At 31.3% G+C, this 17,617-nt stretch carries 14 protein-coding genes and 1 tRNA gene; 11 read left to right on the top strand and 4 right to left on the bottom strand.

The genetic code is table 11. The annotated features are described in order from the left end of the window. Positions 1-71: 71 nt before the first annotated feature. The 3 genes from rpoB (at position 72) to ACH5TW_RS14875 (ending at position 8,625) form a co-directional block, all read left to right on the top strand. Positions 72-3,884, top strand: coding sequence for a DNA-directed RNA polymerase subunit beta (gene rpoB, locus ACH5TW_RS14865; protein ID WP_439337520.1), 3,813 nt, complete (start codon positions 72-74; stop codon positions 3,882-3,884). Between the two features lie 31 nt (positions 3,885-3,915). Beyond that, positions 3,916-8,217 carry a DNA-directed RNA polymerase subunit beta' gene (gene rpoC, locus ACH5TW_RS14870; RefSeq protein WP_439337289.1) on the top strand — a complete coding sequence of 1,434 codons (4,302 nt, stop codon included), beginning with the start codon at positions 3,916-3,918 and terminating at the stop codon, positions 8,215-8,217. A gap of 90 nt (positions 8,218-8,307) precedes the next feature. Further along, positions 8,308-8,625 (top strand): DUF3467 domain-containing protein, encoded by a 318-nt coding sequence (locus ACH5TW_RS14875; protein WP_439337290.1) that lies wholly within the window; start codon positions 8,308-8,310, stop codon positions 8,623-8,625. 51 nt (positions 8,626-8,676) lie between these two features. Here the strand turns inward: ACH5TW_RS14875 and ACH5TW_RS14880 are convergent, their stop codons facing one another. Continuing rightward, positions 8,677-10,266 (bottom strand): peptide chain release factor 3, encoded by a 1,590-nt coding sequence (locus ACH5TW_RS14880; protein ID WP_439337291.1) that lies wholly within the window; start codon positions 10,264-10,266, stop codon positions 8,677-8,679. Positions 10,267-10,394: 128 nt separating this feature from the next. Between ACH5TW_RS14880 and idi the strand changes: the two genes are divergently transcribed. From idi to ACH5TW_RS14905, 5 genes are all read left to right on the top strand, one after another. Then, a complete protein-coding gene (gene idi / locus ACH5TW_RS14885; RefSeq protein ID WP_439337292.1) occupies positions 10,395-10,919 on the top strand; it encodes an isopentenyl-diphosphate Delta-isomerase in 525 nt (174 codons plus the stop codon). Further along, positions 10,916-11,326, top strand: coding sequence for a 6-pyruvoyl trahydropterin synthase family protein (locus tag ACH5TW_RS14890; protein WP_439337293.1), 411 nt, complete (start codon positions 10,916-10,918; stop codon positions 11,324-11,326). The genes idi and ACH5TW_RS14890 overlap by 4 nt, the downstream gene beginning before the upstream one ends. Position 11,327: 1 nt before the next feature. Continuing rightward, on the top strand, positions 11,328-12,299 hold the full coding sequence (locus ACH5TW_RS14895) for a type I phosphomannose isomerase catalytic subunit (RefSeq protein WP_439337294.1): 972 nt from the start codon (positions 11,328-11,330) through the stop codon (positions 12,297-12,299). 84 nt (positions 12,300-12,383) lie between these two features. Next, a complete protein-coding gene (locus ACH5TW_RS14900) occupies positions 12,384-12,647 on the top strand; it encodes a hypothetical protein (RefSeq protein WP_439337295.1) in 264 nt (87 codons plus the stop codon). Positions 12,648-12,709: 62 nt separating this feature from the next. Continuing rightward, a tRNA-Thr gene (locus tag ACH5TW_RS14905) sits at positions 12,710-12,783 on the top strand. Positions 12,784-12,945: 162 nt separating this feature from the next. Here ACH5TW_RS14905 and ACH5TW_RS14910 read toward each other — a convergent pair. Further along, positions 12,946-13,644, bottom strand: coding sequence for a DUF4369 domain-containing protein (locus tag ACH5TW_RS14910; protein WP_439337296.1), 699 nt, complete (start codon positions 13,642-13,644; stop codon positions 12,946-12,948). 516 nt (positions 13,645-14,160) lie between these two features. Then, complete coding sequence (locus ACH5TW_RS14915) at positions 14,161-14,877, bottom strand: porin family protein (RefSeq protein ID WP_439337297.1); 717 nt, start codon at positions 14,875-14,877, stop codon at positions 14,161-14,163. 523 nt (positions 14,878-15,400) lie between these two features. Between ACH5TW_RS14915 and ACH5TW_RS14920 the strand changes: the two genes are divergently transcribed. Further along, positions 15,401-16,066, top strand: coding sequence for a M15 family metallopeptidase (locus tag ACH5TW_RS14920; RefSeq protein ID WP_439337298.1), 666 nt, complete (start codon positions 15,401-15,403; stop codon positions 16,064-16,066). A 53-nt stretch (positions 16,067-16,119) separates the two neighbouring features. Here ACH5TW_RS14920 and ACH5TW_RS14925 read toward each other — a convergent pair whose 3' ends face one another. Further along, positions 16,120-16,464: a DUF6249 domain-containing protein gene (locus ACH5TW_RS14925; protein WP_439337299.1), complete on the bottom strand. Its 345-nt coding sequence runs from the start codon at positions 16,462-16,464 to the stop codon at positions 16,120-16,122. 140 nt (positions 16,465-16,604) lie between these two features. On the opposite strand from ACH5TW_RS14925, the gene ACH5TW_RS14930 reads away from it, so the two are divergent. Next, complete coding sequence (locus ACH5TW_RS14930; RefSeq protein ID WP_439337300.1) at positions 16,605-17,189, top strand: RNA polymerase sigma factor; 585 nt, start codon at positions 16,605-16,607, stop codon at positions 17,187-17,189. After that, complete coding sequence (locus ACH5TW_RS14935; protein ID WP_439337301.1) at positions 17,173-17,580, top strand: hypothetical protein; 408 nt, start codon at positions 17,173-17,175, stop codon at positions 17,578-17,580. Before ACH5TW_RS14930 ends, ACH5TW_RS14935 begins: the two co-directional genes overlap by 17 nt. The last annotated feature ends 37 nt before the right edge of the window (positions 17,581-17,617 follow it).

Below are 17,617 nucleotides of genomic sequence, written 5' to 3' on the forward strand. Positions count from 1 at the left end.
TAAACCATTTTGCGTATATAATGGTTACATACGCGTTATCACTATTTTTTTAATCAAAATTCCGTCTATTGATGTTATCAACACAAGCTGAAAGATTAAATTTCTCCTCTATTGTAAATAGAACAGAATATCCAGATTTCTTGGATATTCAGATTAAATCCTTCCAGGATTTTTTCCAATTAGAAACGAAGTCTGAAGAAAGAGGAGATGAAGGTTTATATAATACCTTCATGGAGAACTTCCCAATTACAGATTCACGTAATCAATTCGTATTAGAATTTTTAGATTACTTTGTAGATCCACCAAGATATGCTATTGATGAGTGTATTGAAAGAGGTCTTACTTACAGCGTTCCGCTAAAAGCAAGGTTAAAGTTATATTGTACAGATCCTGAACATGAGGATTTCGAGACCATTGTTCAAGATGTGTATTTAGGAACTATTCCTTATATGACGCCAAGTGGTACTTTTTGTATCAATGGAGCAGAACGTGTAGTAGTATCTCAATTACATCGTTCACCAGGAGTTTTCTTTGGTCAATCTTTCCATGCAAATGGTACAAAATTATATTCAGCAAGAGTTATACCATTCAAAGGATCGTGGATTGAGTTTGCTACAGATATCAACCAGGTAATGTATGCTTACATTGATAGAAAGAAAAAGCTACCTGTTACAACGCTTTTCCGTGCAATCGGATTTGAGCGTGATAAAGATATATTAGAGATTTTTGATTTAGCTGAAGAGGTTAAAGTATCAAAATCTGGATTAAAAAAATATTTAGGAAGAAAATTAGCTGCACGTGTTTTAAATACATGGCATGAGGATTTTGTTGATGAAGATACAGGTGAAGTAGTATCAATCGAGCGTAACGAGATTGTACTTGATCGTGATACTATTTTAGATAAAGAAAACATTGAAGAGATTCTTGAAGTAGATGTAAAAACGATTCTTTTACATAAAGAAACTGCAGAACAAGGTGATTATGCTATTATTCATAACACACTTCAAAAAGATCCAACAAACTCTGAAAAAGAGGCTGTTGAACATATTTATAGACAATTACGTAATGCTGAGCCGCCAGATGAGGAAACAGCACGTGGTATTATAGATAAATTATTCTTTTCAGACCAACGTTACTCTTTAGGAGAGGTAGGTCGTTATAGAATGAATAAAAAATTACAGTTAGATATTGGAATGGATAAGCAAGTGCTTACCAAAGAAGATATCATAACTATTATAAAATATTTAATTGAGTTAATAAACTCTAAAGCAGAGATTGATGATATTGATCACTTATCTAACCGTCGTGTACGTACAGTTGGTGAGCAATTATCTTCTCAGTTTGGTGTTGGTTTAGCTCGTATGGCGCGTACTATTCGTGAACGTATGAACGTTCGTGATAATGAGGTGTTTACACCAATAGATTTAATTAATGCTAAGACCTTATCGTCTGTAATTAATTCTTTCTTTGGTACAAACCAGTTATCTCAATTTATGGATCAAACCAATCCATTAGCAGAGATTACTCATAAGCGTCGTTTATCGGCTCTTGGACCTGGAGGACTTTCTAGAGAAAGAGCAGGTTTCGAGGTTCGTGATGTTCACTATACGCACTACGGACGTTTATGTCCTATTGAAACTCCTGAGGGACCAAATATTGGTTTAATATCGTCACTATCTGTATATGCGAAAGTGAATTCTATGGGATTCATTGAAACACCTTATAGAAAAGTAACTGATGGTGTTGTAGATATTGAAAACAAACCAACATATTTAAGTGCTGAAGAGGAAGAAGATAAATTAATTGCTCAAGCAACAGTTAAAGTTGATGAGGATGGTAAAATTTTACATGATAAGGTAATTGCTAGAATGGAAGGTGACTTCCCTGTAATTGAACCAAGTTCACTTCATTATACAGATGTTGCACCAAATCAAATATCATCTATATCAGCATCTTTAATTCCTTTCTTAGAGCATGATGATGCGAATAGAGCCTTGATGGGATCTAACATGATGCGTCAAGCAGTGCCTTTATTAAGAGTAGACGCACCAATTGTAGGTACAGGTTTAGAACGTCAAGTAGCATCAGATTCTCGTGTTTTAATTAATGCAGAAGGAACTGGAGAAGTGCTTTATGTTGATGCTAATGAAATTAAAATTAAATACGAACGCTCTGAAGATGAAGCTAAAGTAAGTTTTGATTCTGATATTAAAACATATCAATTAGTAAAATTCAGAAAAACGAATCAAGGTACTTCTATCAACTTAAAGCCAATTGTGGTTAAAGGAGATAAAGTTTCTAAAGGTCAAGTTTTATGTGAAGGGTATGCAACTCAAAAAGGAGAGTTAGCACTTGGAAGAAATATGAAAGTAGCCTTTATGCCTTGGAAAGGGTATAACTTTGAGGATGCGATTGTAATTTCTGAAAAAGTTGTTCGTGAAGATATATTCACATCTATTCATATTGATGAGTATTCTTTAGACGTAAGAGATACTAAATTAGGTAACGAAGAGTTAACTAATGATATTCCTAACGTTTCAGAAGAAGCTACTAAAGATTTAGATGAAAATGGAATGATTCGTATTGGAGCCGAGGTAAAACCTGGCGATATCCTAATTGGTAAAATTACACCAAAAGGAGAATCAGATCCAACTCCAGAAGAAAAATTATTACGTGCTATCTTTGGAGATAAAGCAGGTGATGTAAAAGATGCATCTTTAAAAGCATCTCCTTCTTTACATGGTGTTGTTATAGAAAAGAAATTATTTGCTAGAGCAGTAAAAGATAAACGTAAGAGAGCTCAAGATAAAGATGATATTTTAGCTTTAGAAGCACAATATGATAGAAAGTTTGATGATTTAAAAGATGTTTTAATCGAAAAGCTTTTCAATATTGTAAACGGAAAAACAGCTCAAGGTATCTTTAATGATTTAGGTGAAGAAGTGTTACCAAAAGGTAAAAAATTCACACTTAAAATGTTAAATGCTGTTGATGATTATGCGCATTTAGTGTCAGGTAAATGGACAACAGATGACCATACTAATAAGTTAGTAGCCGATTTAATTCACAACTACAAGATTAAAGAAAACGATTTACAAGGTTCTTTACGTCGTGAGAAATTTACAATTTCTGTAGGTGATGAGTTACCAGCAGGTATTATAAAACTTGCAAAAGTTTATATCGCTAAAAAACGTAAACTTAAAGTTGGTGATAAAATGGCAGGACGTCACGGTAACAAAGGTATTGTTGCTCGTATTGTTCGTCAAGAAGATATGCCATTCTTAGAAGATGGAACCCCTGTTGATATTGTATTAAATCCACTTGGTGTACCGTCTCGTATGAATATTGGTCAAATTTATGAAACTGTTCTTGGATGGGCAGGTCAAAAATTAGGTCGTACTTATGCAACACCAATTTTCGATGGAGCTACAATAGAACAAATTAACGGATTTACAGATGAAGCTGGAGTCCCAAGATACGGACATAGTTATTTATACGATGGTGGAACAGGACAGCGTTTCGATCAACCAGCAACAGTTGGTGTGATTTATATGCTGAAATTAGGACACATGGTAGACGATAAAATGCACGCACGTTCTATAGGACCTTACTCATTAATTACGCAACAACCATTAGGTGGTAAAGCACAGTTTGGTGGTCAACGTTTTGGTGAGATGGAAGTTTGGGCACTTGAGGCTTATGGGGCATCAAGTACCTTACGTGAGATTTTAACTGTAAAATCTGATGATGTTATTGGTAGAGCTAAAACTTACGAAGCAATCGTAAAAGGTGAACCAATGCCAGATCCAGGATTACCAGAATCTTTCAACGTACTTATGCACGAATTGAAAGGTTTAGCGTTGGATATCAGATTAGAGGAGTAGTTAATTAAAAAAATCATTTCATCCATATATTATGGCAAGAAAACAAGATAAATATACAGTAAAGAGATTTAATAAAATCTCAATTGGTTTAGCATCACCAGAATCTATTTTAGCAGAGTCTAGAGGTGAGGTTTTAAAACCAGAAACTATCAATTATCGAACTCACAAACCAGAACGTGATGGTTTGTTCTGTGAGCGTATTTTTGGTCCTGTAAAGGATTACGAATGTGCTTGTGGTAAATATAAAAGAATTCGCTACAAAGGTATTGTTTGTGACCGTTGTGGTGTAGAGGTAACTGAAAAGAAAGTACGTCGTGATCGTGTTGGACACATTAATTTAGTGGTTCCTGTTGCTCACATTTGGTACTTCCGTTCTTTACCAAATAAAATTGGTTATTTATTAGGATTACCATCTAAGAAATTAGATATGATTATTTACTACGAGCGTTATGTAGTAATTCAACCAGGTAATGCTAAAAATGAAGAAGGCGAGCCAGTACAAAAAATGGATTTCCTTACGGAAGAAGAATACTTAAATATTCTTGAAGCGCTTCCTCAAGATAATCAATACTTAGATGACACAGACCCTAACAAGTTTCTTGCTAAAATGGGGGCTGAGTGTTTAATTGATTTATTAGCTAGAATAGATTTAGAATCTTTGTCGTATGAATTACGTCATAAAGCTAATACAGAAACATCTAAACAACGTAAAACAGAAGCTTTAAAGCGTTTACAAGTTGTTGAAGCTTTACGTGAATCTAACGAAAACAGAGAAAATCGTCCTGAATGGATGATCTTGAAAGTTGTGCCAATTATTCCGCCAGAATTAAGACCATTAGTGCCTTTAGATGGTGGACGTTTTGCAACTTCAGATTTAAATGATTTATATCGTCGTGTAATTATCCGTAACAACCGTCTTAAAAGATTAGTTGAGATAAAAGCACCTGAGGTAATTTTACGTAATGAAAAGCGTATGTTACAAGAATCTGTTGATTCATTATTAGATAACACGCGTAAATCATCTGCTGTAAAAACAGATTCTAACAGACCATTAAAATCATTATCAGATTCACTTAAAGGTAAGCAAGGACGTTTCCGTCAAAACTTACTTGGTAAGCGTGTTGATTATTCTGCACGTTCGGTAATTGTTGTTGGACCAGAATTAAGATTACATGAATGTGGATTGCCTAAAAATATGGCAGCAGAACTTTACAAACCTTTCGTAATTAGAAAACTAATTGAAAGAGGTATTGTAAAAACTGTAAAATCTGCAAAGAAAATTATAGATAAAAGAGAGCCAGTGGTTTGGGATATCTTGGAAAATGTTCTTAAAGGACATCCAGTATTACTAAACCGTGCGCCTACTTTACACCGTTTGGGTATACAAGCATTCCAGCCTCAATTAATCGAGGGGAAAGCAATTCGTTTACACCCATTAGTATGTACAGCATTTAACGCCGATTTTGATGGAGATCAAATGGCGGTACACTTACCATTAGGACCAGAAGCTATTCTAGAATGTCAATTATTAATGTTGGCATCTCACAATATCTTAAATCCTGCAAATGGTTCTCCAGTAACCGTACCTTCACAAGATATGGTACTTGGTCTTTATTATATGACTAAGTTACGTACGTCTACTCCAGAAGTGCCAATTTTAGGAGAGGGTTTAACTTTTTATTCTCCTGAAGAAGTTGAAATAGCTTTTAATGAGAAGAAAGTTGACTTAAATGCTGGTATTAAAGTAAGAACTATTGATATTAATGAAGAAGGGAAGTTAGACAGAATGATTGTTGAAACTACTGTTGGTAGAGTGTTATTTAATCAACACGTACCTCAAGCAGCTGGATATATCAATCAAGTACTTACTAAAAAATCTTTAAGAGATATTATTGGTAATATTCTAAAAGTAACATCTGTTCCTGAAACAGCAGATTTCCTTGATGCCATTAGAACATTAGGATTTAAATTTGCATTCCAAGGTGGATTATCATTCAGTTTAGGAGATATTATCATTCCACCAGAAAAGCAAGGAATGATTGATAAAGCCAATGGATTAGTTGATGGTATTATGGGTAACTATAACATGGGACTTATTACCAACAACGAACGTTATAACCAAGTTATTGATATTTGGACTTCTACAAATGCTGAATTGACTGAATTGTCAATGAAACGTATTCGTGAAGATCAACAAGGATTTAACTCGGTGTTTATGATGCTTGATTCTGGAGCTCGTGGATCTAAAGAACAGATTCGTCAGCTTACAGGTATGCGTGGATTAATGGCAAAACCTAAAAAATCTACTGCAGGTGGAGGATCAATTATTGAAAATCCAATTCTTTCTAACTTTAAAGAAGGTCTTTCAATTTTAGAATACTTTATTTCTACACACGGTGCGCGTAAAGGTCTTGCAGATACGGCTCTTAAAACTGCCGATGCAGGTTACTTAACACGTCGTTTAGTAGATGTTTCTCAAGATGTTATTATTAATACTGAAGATTGTGGAACTTTAAGAGGTGTAGAAGTAGAGCCATTAAAGAAAAACGATGAAGTTGTTGAAACACTTGAAGAAAGAATTGTTGGTCGTGTATCTTTAAATGATGTATATGATCCATTAACAGATGAGTTGTTAGTTTCAGCTGGTCAGTTAATAGAAGACGATACAGCAAAAGCTATTGAAGCATCACCAATAGATAGTTTAGAAGTACGTTCTGCATTAACTTGTGAAGCTTTAAAAGGTATTTGTGCTAAATGTTACGGACGTAACCTTGCTACCGATAAAATGGTACAACGAGGTGAAGCTGTAGGTGTTGTTGCTGCGCAATCTATTGGAGAACCAGGAACACAGTTAACACTTCGTACTTTCCACGTAGGTGGTATTGCAGGTAACATTTCAGAAGAAAATAATTTAGCTGTTAAGTTTGATGGTAAAGCTGAAATTGAAGATTTAAAAACAGTTAAAGGTGAAGATGGAGAAGGTAATGAGGTTGATATCGTTATTTCTAGAACATCTGAGCTTAAATTGATAGATAAGAAAACAGGTATTACATTAAGTACTAATAACATTCCTTACGGATCAACGATTCTTATTAAGAACGGTGATAATTTGGTTAAAGGAGATGTTGTTTGTTCTTGGGATCCATATAACGGTGTTATTATTTCAGAATTTGCTGGTAAAGTAAAATATGAAAACATCGAGCAAGGTATAACATACCAAGTTGAGATTGACGAACAAACTGGTTTCCAAGAAAAGGTTATTTCTGAATCTAGAAACAAAAAGTTAATACCAACTCTTCATATTGAAGATGGTAAAGGAGAAACAATTCGTTCATACAACTTACCAGTTGGAGCTCACATAATGATTGATGATGGAGAGAAAGTTAGTATCGGTAAAGTTTTAGTAAAAATACCTCGTAAGTCTTCTAAAGCAGGTGATATTACAGGTGGTTTACCTCGTGTTACCGAATTATTCGAAGCTCGTAATCCTTCAAACCCAGCAGTTGTTAGTGCTATTGATGGTGTTGTTTCTTTTGGAAAAATCAAGAGAGGTAACCGTGAGATTATTATAGAGTCTAAAACAGGAGATATTAAGAAATACTTAGTGAAGTTATCAAGTCAAATTCTTGTACAAGAAAATGATTTCGTAAAAGCTGGTATGCCTTTATCAGATGGTTCTATTACACCAAACGATATCTTAAACATTAAAGGGCCTTCAGCAGTACAACAATACTTAGTAAATGAAGTACAAGAAGTATACCGTTTACAGGGTGTGAAAATTAATGATAAGCACTTTGAAGTTGTTGTTAGACAGATGATGCGTAAAGTACGTATTATTGATTCTGGTGATACTATTTTCTTAGAAGATCAATTAGCTCATAAAGCAGATTTCATACTAGAAAATGATGCTATTTTCGGAATGAAAGTTGTTGAAGATTCTGGTGATTCTGCAAATATTAAAGCAGGTCAAATTATCTCTCCTCGAGAATTACGTGATGAAAATTCACTTTTAAGAAGAGAAGATAAGCAACTTGTAGTAGCTAGAGATGCACAACCAGCAACTGCTACGCCAATATTACAAGGTATTACAAGAGCATCGCTTCAAACAAAATCGTTTATTTCTGCGGCATCATTCCAAGAGACAACTAAAGTTCTTAATGAAGCAGCTGTAGCAGGTAAAGTTGATTCTTTAGAAGGCTTGAAAGAAAATGTAATTGTTGGTCACAGAATTCCAGCAGGTACAGGTATGCGAACTTATAAAGACATTATTGTTGGCTCTAAAGAAGAGTTTGACGAAATGATGCAAGTTAAGCAAGAATTAAATTATAATTAATATTAAGTATTCCCGCGAAGGCGGGAATCTTTAAAACAAAAGCCTTCATGTTTATTAACTTGAAGGCTTTTATATTTAAAAAGATAAATTATGGCAGACCAAAAAGAAAACCAAAAACAAGGACAAATAAATATTGAGTTAGATGAAAAAGTAGCAGAAGGGACTTACTCTAATCTAGCAATTATTAATCATTCTGTTTCAGAGTTTGTAGTAGATTTCGTCAACATAATGCCTGGAGTTCCTAAAAGTAAAGTGAAATCTAGAATTATATTAACGCCTCAGCATGCTAAACGCTTGTTAAAGGCTTTGTCAGATAATGTTAATAGATTTGAAAATGCTCATGGTGAGATAAAAGATTATGAGCAACCACCAATTCCATTAAATTTTGGACCAACTGGTCAAGCATAAAAAAAGCCTTTGAAATTAATTTCAAAGGCTTTTTTTATAAATTAAGCTTCATTAATCAAATTCCGAAACATAATGGAATTTTATACTCGGATATTTTTGTTGTGTCATTTGTAATGAGAACGAAGAGTCTGCTAAAAATACTAACTGGTTTTGTTTATCCTTAGCTAAAAAACGTTGTTTTACTCGTACAAATTCTTTGTATTCGTCATTTTTAGGATCTTCAGGATCTACCCAACAGGCTTTAAACACATTTAAATTTTCATACGTACACTTAGCGCCATATTCATGTTCTAATCGGTATTGAATAACTTCATATTGAAGTGCACCAACGGTTCCAATAACCTTTCTGCCGTTAAGCTCTAATGTAAATAATTGCGCAACGCCTTCATCCATTAATTGGTCAATCCCTTTAAAAAGTTGTTTAGATTTTAAAGGATCTGCATTATTAATATATCTAAAATGCTCTGGAGAGAAACTAGGAACACCTTTGTAATTTAATACCTCTCCTTCTGTCAAGGTATCTCCAATTTTAAAAGTTCCTGTATCTTGTAAACCAACAATATCACCAGGGTAGGAGATGTCTACAATCTCTTTCTTTTCAGCAAAAAAGGCATTCGGACTAGAAAATTTTACTTTTTTATTATTTCTTACATGCAAATAAGGAGCATTGCGTTTAAATTCACCAGAAACAATTTTAACAAAAGCTAATCGGTTTCTATGGTTAGGATCCATATTGGCATGAATCTTAAATACAAATCCACTAAATTTAGATTCATCAGGTTGTACTAAACGTTCTTCACTTTGTTTTGGTCTTGGCTTGGGGGCAATATCAACAAAACAATCTAATAGTTCCCTAACTCCAAAATTGTTTAAAGCTGAACCAAAAAATACAGGTTGTAAATTTCCGTTTAAATAAGCTTCTTTATCAAATTGAGGGTAAATGCCATCAACAAGTTCTATTTCTTCTCTTAAGATATTTGCAGCTTCATTACCAATTAATGTATCCAGTTCTGGAGATGATAAATCTGAAATCTCAATAGTTTCTTCTATATCTTTTCTACTATCTCCACTAAATAGATTCACATTTTTTTCCCAAATATTATAAATACCTTTAAAATCGTACCCCATTCCAATAGGGAAACTTAAAGGTGTTACTTTTAAGCCTAATTTTTGTTCTACTTCATCTAATAAATCAAAGGCATCTTTACCTTCTCTATCCATTTTATTAATGAATACTATCATAGGAATATTTCGCATACGGCAAACTTCAACTAATTTTTCCGTTTGTTCCTCGACACCTTTTGCAACGTCAATAACTACAATAACACTGTCAACAGCAGTAAGTGTTCTAAAAGTATCTTCAGCAAAATCTTTATGTCCAGGCGTATCAAGAATATTAATTTTAATGCCGTTATATTCAAATGCTAAAACAGAAGTAGCTACCGAAATTCCACGCTGACGTTCAATTTCCATAAAGTCACTGGTAGCTCCCTTTTTTATCTTATTACTTTTTACAGCACCAGCTTCTTGTATGGCGCCTCCAAATAGTAATAGTTTTTCGGTTAAAGTTGTTTTACCTGCATCGGGATGCGATATAATACCAAAGGTACGTCTGCGTTGTATTTCTTTTAAAAAACTCATAAATATTTGTGCAAATGGGTTGCAAAGATAATATTTATAAGTTCAATATTGATAACCTACTATATCCATTTTAAATTTATGAATAGAAATATGATTTTTAAAAATATACTTGGTATTTTTGCTATGCTATGAAAGAAGAAAAAGTAATTTTAGTTAACGAAAAAAATCAGCAAATTGGCTTAATGCCAAAGATGGAGGCTCATGAAAAAGCATTGTTACATCGTGCTTTTTCTGTTTTTGTTTTTAATGATAAGAATGAACTTATGCTTCAACAAAGGGCATCACATAAATATCATTCTCCGCTGTTATGGACAAATACTTGTTGCAGTCATCAAAGAGATGGGGAGAGCAACATTGAAGCAGGAAAACGTCGTTTACAAGAAGAAATGGGGTTTGTGGTAGATTTAAAAGAATCAATATCATTTATTTATAAAGCACCTTTTGATAATGGCTTAACTGAGCATGAATTTGATCATGTATTATTAGGGAATTATAATAATGATCCGGTTATAAATACAGATGAAGTTGCTAGTTGGAAATGGATGTCAATTGAAGCTGTAAAAAATGATATTTTAAATCATCCAGAAATATATACTGAGTGGTTTAAAATTATTTTCGATAAATTCTACGAACATATAAATATTTCAAAATGATAGTAACTGTTAGTAGAAAAGCACATTTTAATGCAGCCCATAGGTTGTATAGAAAAGATTGGAGTTTTGAAAAGAACGAAGAAATCTTTGGGTTGTGTAATAACCCCAATTATCATGGGCATAATTACGAATTAATAGTAAGTGTTACTGGTGAAATTGACCAAGAAACAGGCTATGTAATTGATATGAAAGTTTTAAAAAATATTATTAAAGAAGAAATTGAAGAAGCTTTCGATCATAAAAATTTAAACGTTGAATTAGCCGAATTTAAAGAGTTAAACCCAACAGCAGAAAATATAGCAGTTGTAATATATAATAAACTTAAATCTAAGTTAGCAACTCATTTAGAATTAGAAATAACCCTTTACGAGACACCTCGTAATTATGTAACCTATTCAGGAAAATAATATGTCAAATACATTGTACCCAATTAAATTTACTCCCATTTTAAAAGATAAAATTTGGGGAGGTCAAAAATTAAAAACATTACTTAATAAAAATAGCGATTTACCTAATATTGGTGAAAGTTGGGAAATTAGTGATGTTGAAGGTGATACCTCTATAGTTTCTAACGGAAGTTTAAAAGGGCAATCTTTAAAACAACTTTTAAAAAATTTCGGAGCCGAATTAATTGGACTTCAAAATTATAGAATATTCAAAAATAAATTTCCGCTTCTAATTAAGTTTATAGATGCTAAAGAAGATTTATCTATCCAATTGCATCCTAATGATGAATTAGCTGCAAAAAGACATAATTCATTTGGCAAAACAGAAATGTGGTATACATTACAAGCAGATGAAGGCGCTAATTTGATAGTTGGTTTTAATCAAGAGATGACTCCAGATTTATATTTAAAACATCTTGAAGAAAAATCACTTACTCAAATTTTAAACTTTGATGAAGTAAAAACAGGAGATACATATTTTATTGAAGTAGGACGAGTACATGCCATTGGAGCAGGTGTTATGGTTGCCGAAATACAACAGACAAGCGATATAACATATAGGGTTTATGATTGGGATAGAGTAGATGATAATGGTAATGAGCGTGAATTACATAACGATTTAGCTATTGATGCTTTCGATTTTGATATGCCAGATAACTTTAGAGTTGCTTATGATAAAACTAAAAACCAATCTAATGAAATGGTGAGTTGTCCTTATTTTACAACTAATTATTTACAAGTATCTAAAACACTGAAAAAAGAAAATACACACGATTCTTTTATTATATATATTTGTGTTGAAGGCAGTGTAGAAATTTCAGCTAACGGATTTACAGAAACTATAAATAACGGAGAAACTATTTTGCTTCCGGCTGCTATTAAGGATTTCAATATATATTCAGAAAAAGCAACTTTGTTAGAAGTTTATGTATAATTCAAAACTTGTTTTAATTCTCTTTATAATAGAGAACATATAATTTAATTAAGTACTTTTGTGAAAATTTAAAAACAGTAAAAAATGGCAAATGTTAGAGATCTAAAGAAAGATATCAATTATGTTTTAGGAGATATTATAGAAGCAGTTTATATTTGGGAATATGCAAATACAGATAAAGATACTAAAAAGAGTGAGGCAATTATTGATGAAGCAATTGCTACTTTTGATGAACTAATTGCAAAAGTAAATGCTAAAAACGATAATGCAAAGGCGCACTTTAAAGCTATTAATCAAGAGTTAGAAGCTAAAGGAACAGCGTTAATAGAAAAAATCAATAAACTATAATAATTTTTTAACGGAAAGCTTGCTAATATCATTTTAGATATTATATTTGCACCCGTTAAAACGCCGATGTAGCTCAGCTGGCTAGAGCAGCTGATTTGTAATCAGCAGGTCGTGGGTTCGAGTCCCTCCATCGGCTCAAAAAAACCTCACTTTTGTGAGGCTTTTTTATGCAAATTATTCTGTTTCAGTAATTTAATTTAAAATATTATTCAAACAGTTTATTTTACTTAATAATAGAGCAAAAAAAGATCTTTTAATAAGGTCTTTTTACTTGATGAATGTTTTTATTAAAATAATATTATTTTTCAGATGCTTTTATTTCGTCAATAAAAACTTGTAATTCCTTTCCGTATATAGAGTTTTTTACTTTCTGTGATAGAGAAGTATTAATAGTGTCTAATAAACTAATGTTAGCATTATATATTTCAGTTAGAGCCAAATAAGGAGCAACTTCACTGTCTTTATGGTTTAAAGCAAAATTCACAGTAAATAAATATTGTCTTTTTTGCATGCTATTTTGTATGTTTTGTAAGCTGTCAATTTTAGATTTATTATTTTCTTTTTGAGCTTCAAAATTTGCAATAATTAACTCTAGATTTTGTTCTTTAAATCTAGACATCATTTTTTCGTAATCTTCAAGTGTTTTTTGTTGGGTAGATCCATTAATTTCAGCATCATAGGCAAAGTTTTTTAATGTTGTGTTTATTTCTGTAACACCTTTATCTGCAAAAAAACGTATTCTATCGTCTTCAGAGCTATTTTTATCAAGATATAAAAAGAATACTTCAGGAGATTCTAAATCACTATGTAATTCAAATTCAGAATGACCATTAATTGCTAATGAGTCAACATTTGTTAATGTTGAATCATTTACTTTTTTTAAATAAATAGTACCTTTTTTTAATCCTTTTATTTGTCCCTTTACTGTCAAGTCATGTTGTTTCTCCCCACATGAAATAAGTATACAAGCAATAAATAATAATACAGCGTTTTTCATTTCTATCTTTTGTTTTAATTAAGGCAAATATCTCACATTTATATTTTAAATACTAGTCGCAAATAATTTAATTATTTATTGTTAAATAACTCACATAACTAGATTAAATTTCGTTTTGGCACAAATATTGATATAGTAATATTAGTTACATTCTACAAAAAAGTTTATTGTGTGGTTACTTTAAATTTAAGAATTGTAATCCATATTTTTGGTTGGTTAGTTAGTAAAAAAGACTGTTTGAAAAGGCAGTCTTTTTTTGTATTTGAATTACAAATCTAATTATAACACTATTAATAATTTTAGTGGTAAAGATTTACTTGATTACTTAATATAAAACATCAAGTACTTTGGTTTTAGTTTAGAAAGATTTGTATAACTCAAAGAAATTTGTTTTAATTGCTAATTAGTTGTCGGTTTAATTAAGAATCCTATATTATAAACAAAAAATCTAGTTTAATAATTAAAAACAATCGTAATAAAATGATTTTTGTACGATTTATTATATGTTATATGGATTTATTGTTTCGAGCACCAACAGTCGTCATTCTTAAATAAATCAGAAAAAAAGGTGTTAATATTTCTTCCATCTGTACTTATAAGATTTATATATAAGCTTAGACTTACTATACTAGGTGTATATGATTTTAAATCTGCTAAATTTGTGCCATATTCAGAATATATAATGTCTAAGAGTTCCTCTTGTGTTGCTTTTTGTCCTGATTCATATCTTAAGTCTAATCCAAACCTTCCAAAATCTGCTCTGATCCCAAAATTTAAACTTAAATTATTCTTTTCTAAATCTGGGCCGCCATCACTAAATGAGGTTATTTGAACACCATCTAGTGTTGTTTCATTATAGAAATTGAAATTTGGACCAAAATAGAGTGATAATGGTTTGAATATCTCAAAACCTAAAATTACAGGGATTTCAAATTTTGAAGTATTCCAATAGGACTTTTTTAAAGGTAAATCATAATTATTTTTTAATTTAACATAGTTTAGCTCAGGTTGAACAAAGAATTTTCCAAATTTCACATTGAAGAAAGCTCCGAATTGCGGACTAATATTTTTATTAGCTTGGTGATTTATTCCTGGCTCTCCTCTATACGGACGTTGATACAATGAGCCAATTTTGCTTTGATTTAATCCAGCTTTAACTCCAAAAGTATATAATTGTGCATTACTTAAATACGATATAGCAAGAAAACTGAGTAATAGTAGGTGTTTTTTCATTTTAAACTGATTGGGGTTATTATTTGTAAAACTATAAAGTGACTACTTAAAAGTTGTTTTTTTTCGTTAAGAAATACAATTTCATCGTTCATTCCCCGATTTTAGGTATGATTTTTTGTTAAAAACTTGAAAATCAGTAATTTTAATTTACTATTAAAGCGTCAAATAAAATAAAAATTATTATCTAACAATTTGACTCCAATATTGTAAATCGTCGATAAACGATGTTTTTAATCGATAAATGTTAAAAAAACATGCATTTCATCGATTTTTAGTGTTTTTAATCGTTTTAAAAGATTTGGAAGTTATATATTTGGAGTGTGCTAAATAACATACTTTTTAGTTCAATGGATTAATTAATTAATATTTGCATTATGTTGTTGGTATAGAGACCCTAAATCTACAATCATAATAAAAAAAAGCAAATTGAAAGAAAACCGAGTTTGAGGGAACTCGGTTTTTTTATGCTTTATTTTTGCGTAAAACTATTTTATTTAAATTAGCTTACAAACTAATAAGCATTATGCGCTACTTTTTTACATCTTTATTGTTTTTTTATTGCTTTGTTTCGTTTGGACAACTGCCTGATGGGTTTGTTTATGTAGAGGATATTATACCAGATTTGAAAGTAGAACTAAGGTATAATACATCAAATAACTTTGTAGGTAAGGTTATTGAGGGTTATCAATCTAATAAACTCATCTTAACCAAGCAAACGGCTATGGCTTTAAAGCAAGTACATGAAGAGTTACAGGATAATAATTTATGTTTAAAAGTTTATGATGGTTATAGACCGCAACAAGCTGTTAATCATTTTATACGTTGGGCAAAAGATTTAAATGATACTATTAATAAGTCTCTTTTTTATCCAGATGTTGCAAAGGAGAATCTTTTTAAAGAAGAATACATAGCTAGTAGATCTGGTCATAGTAAAGGTAGTACAGTAGATTTAACTATTGTAGATGGTAATACAGGAGAACAGATAGATATGGGTAGTGCTTATGATTTTTTTGGAGAAGCATCTTGGGTTAATTATGATAACATTACAGATGATCAGAAGGCGAATAGGCAATTGTTACAAAAAATCATGTTGAAATATGGTTTTAGAAATTACCTAAAAGAATGGTGGCATTTTACTTTAAATGGAGAGCCTTTTCCTAATACTTATTTTGACTTTCCTGTAAAATAGCAAAACCTGTTCTCCATTAGAAAACAGGTTTTGTTGTTTTTTAATTGGTGAAATTATTCTTTATCTAAGTTTTTAGTCATATGAAAACCAATAAATAAGCCAACACCTGCCATTAAGAAAATAGATCCTGAGTATGCGATATCTTCTTGAATACCTAAATAATCAAGGATAGAAGCAATAAATATTCCAACACCTATACTCATTAGCAAAAGTGCCAGGTTTAAAATAAATACTTTCCAAATGGGAGCTGCATGTGTTTTTCCCTTTATAAAAATGCTAGCATCGGCACCTTTTTCAATTAGTGCTAGTCGTTCTTTATTTCTTGTAGAGAAGTGTAAGTAAAATACTCCGAAAATTGCACCAAATATTATTGGTATGATAATTAATTCTGATCCCATAATTATTTGTTTTAATTGATTATTTTTAATGTGTTCATAGCTTATGACGATAGGTTCTTTATTTTGGTTACACTTTTTTTAATTATTTTTTTTCAATATTAATGTAACCTTAAATATAATAAAGACGTCTTACTTTTAAAATGACCACTAACGACCAACATTATATCAACTTAATTATTAATGGAGACACTAATGCATTTAATGTATTGGTAGAACGTTATAAGGACTTGGTGTTTACGTTAACCTTAAGAATGTTGAAGAATAGGGAGGAAGCAGAAGAAGTATCTCAAGATACTTTTATTAAGGTATATAAATCATTAAATAAGTTTAAAGGCGATTCTAAATTTTCAACATGGGTTTATAAAATTGCCTATCGAACGAGTTTAGATAGAATTAAAAAAAATAAAAAGTATTTAAATGATGTTGCTATTGATGAGTTTACTGAGCATCAATTAAAAACTATCGATAATGCTTTAGATAATTTGGAGCATAAGGAGAGGGAGCAAGCTATTCAGGATTGTATCGCTTTATTGCCAAGTGATGATAGTTTTTTACTAACTTTATATTATTTTGAAGACCAATCGTTAGAAGAGATTTCTATAACTATGGGGCTTACATCTAATAATATTAAAGTGAAATTGTTTAGAAGTAGAAAAAAGTTAGCGTCTATTTTAAAACAACGATTAGAACCAGAAATAATTGAATATTATGAAAGAGGCAGATAAGCATTTAGAAAATTTGACTAAAAAAGTAATGAAGGATACGGGGTTAGAAAGTACGTCTTTTGATTTTACTACATCTGTTATGTCTCAAGTTGAAGCTTTAAATAGCAGTGCTACAGTATATAAACCTTTAATTTCAAAAACAGGTTGGAGTTTTATTATAGCTTTAATTTTAGCCCTTACATTATATTTGATGCTTGGAGTAGAAACTGAATCATCAAGCATCTTTAGTTCTATAGACTTTAGTATATTTTCTAATAATAAAATCACAAATACATTAACAAGTTATAGAATGCCTAAAACATTTATGTACGCTATTGTTCTTTTTGGAGTGATGCTTTGTATACAAATACCATTACTTAAAAATTATTTTGATAAACGTTATGAATCATAAAGCATGTAAAGGCTAAATAGCCTAACTTTCTATTAAT

The organism is Thalassobellus sediminis (assembly GCF_044386045.1).
In the GTDB taxonomy this organism is placed as follows: domain Bacteria; phylum Bacteroidota; class Bacteroidia; order Flavobacteriales; family Flavobacteriaceae; genus Thalassobellus; species Thalassobellus sediminis.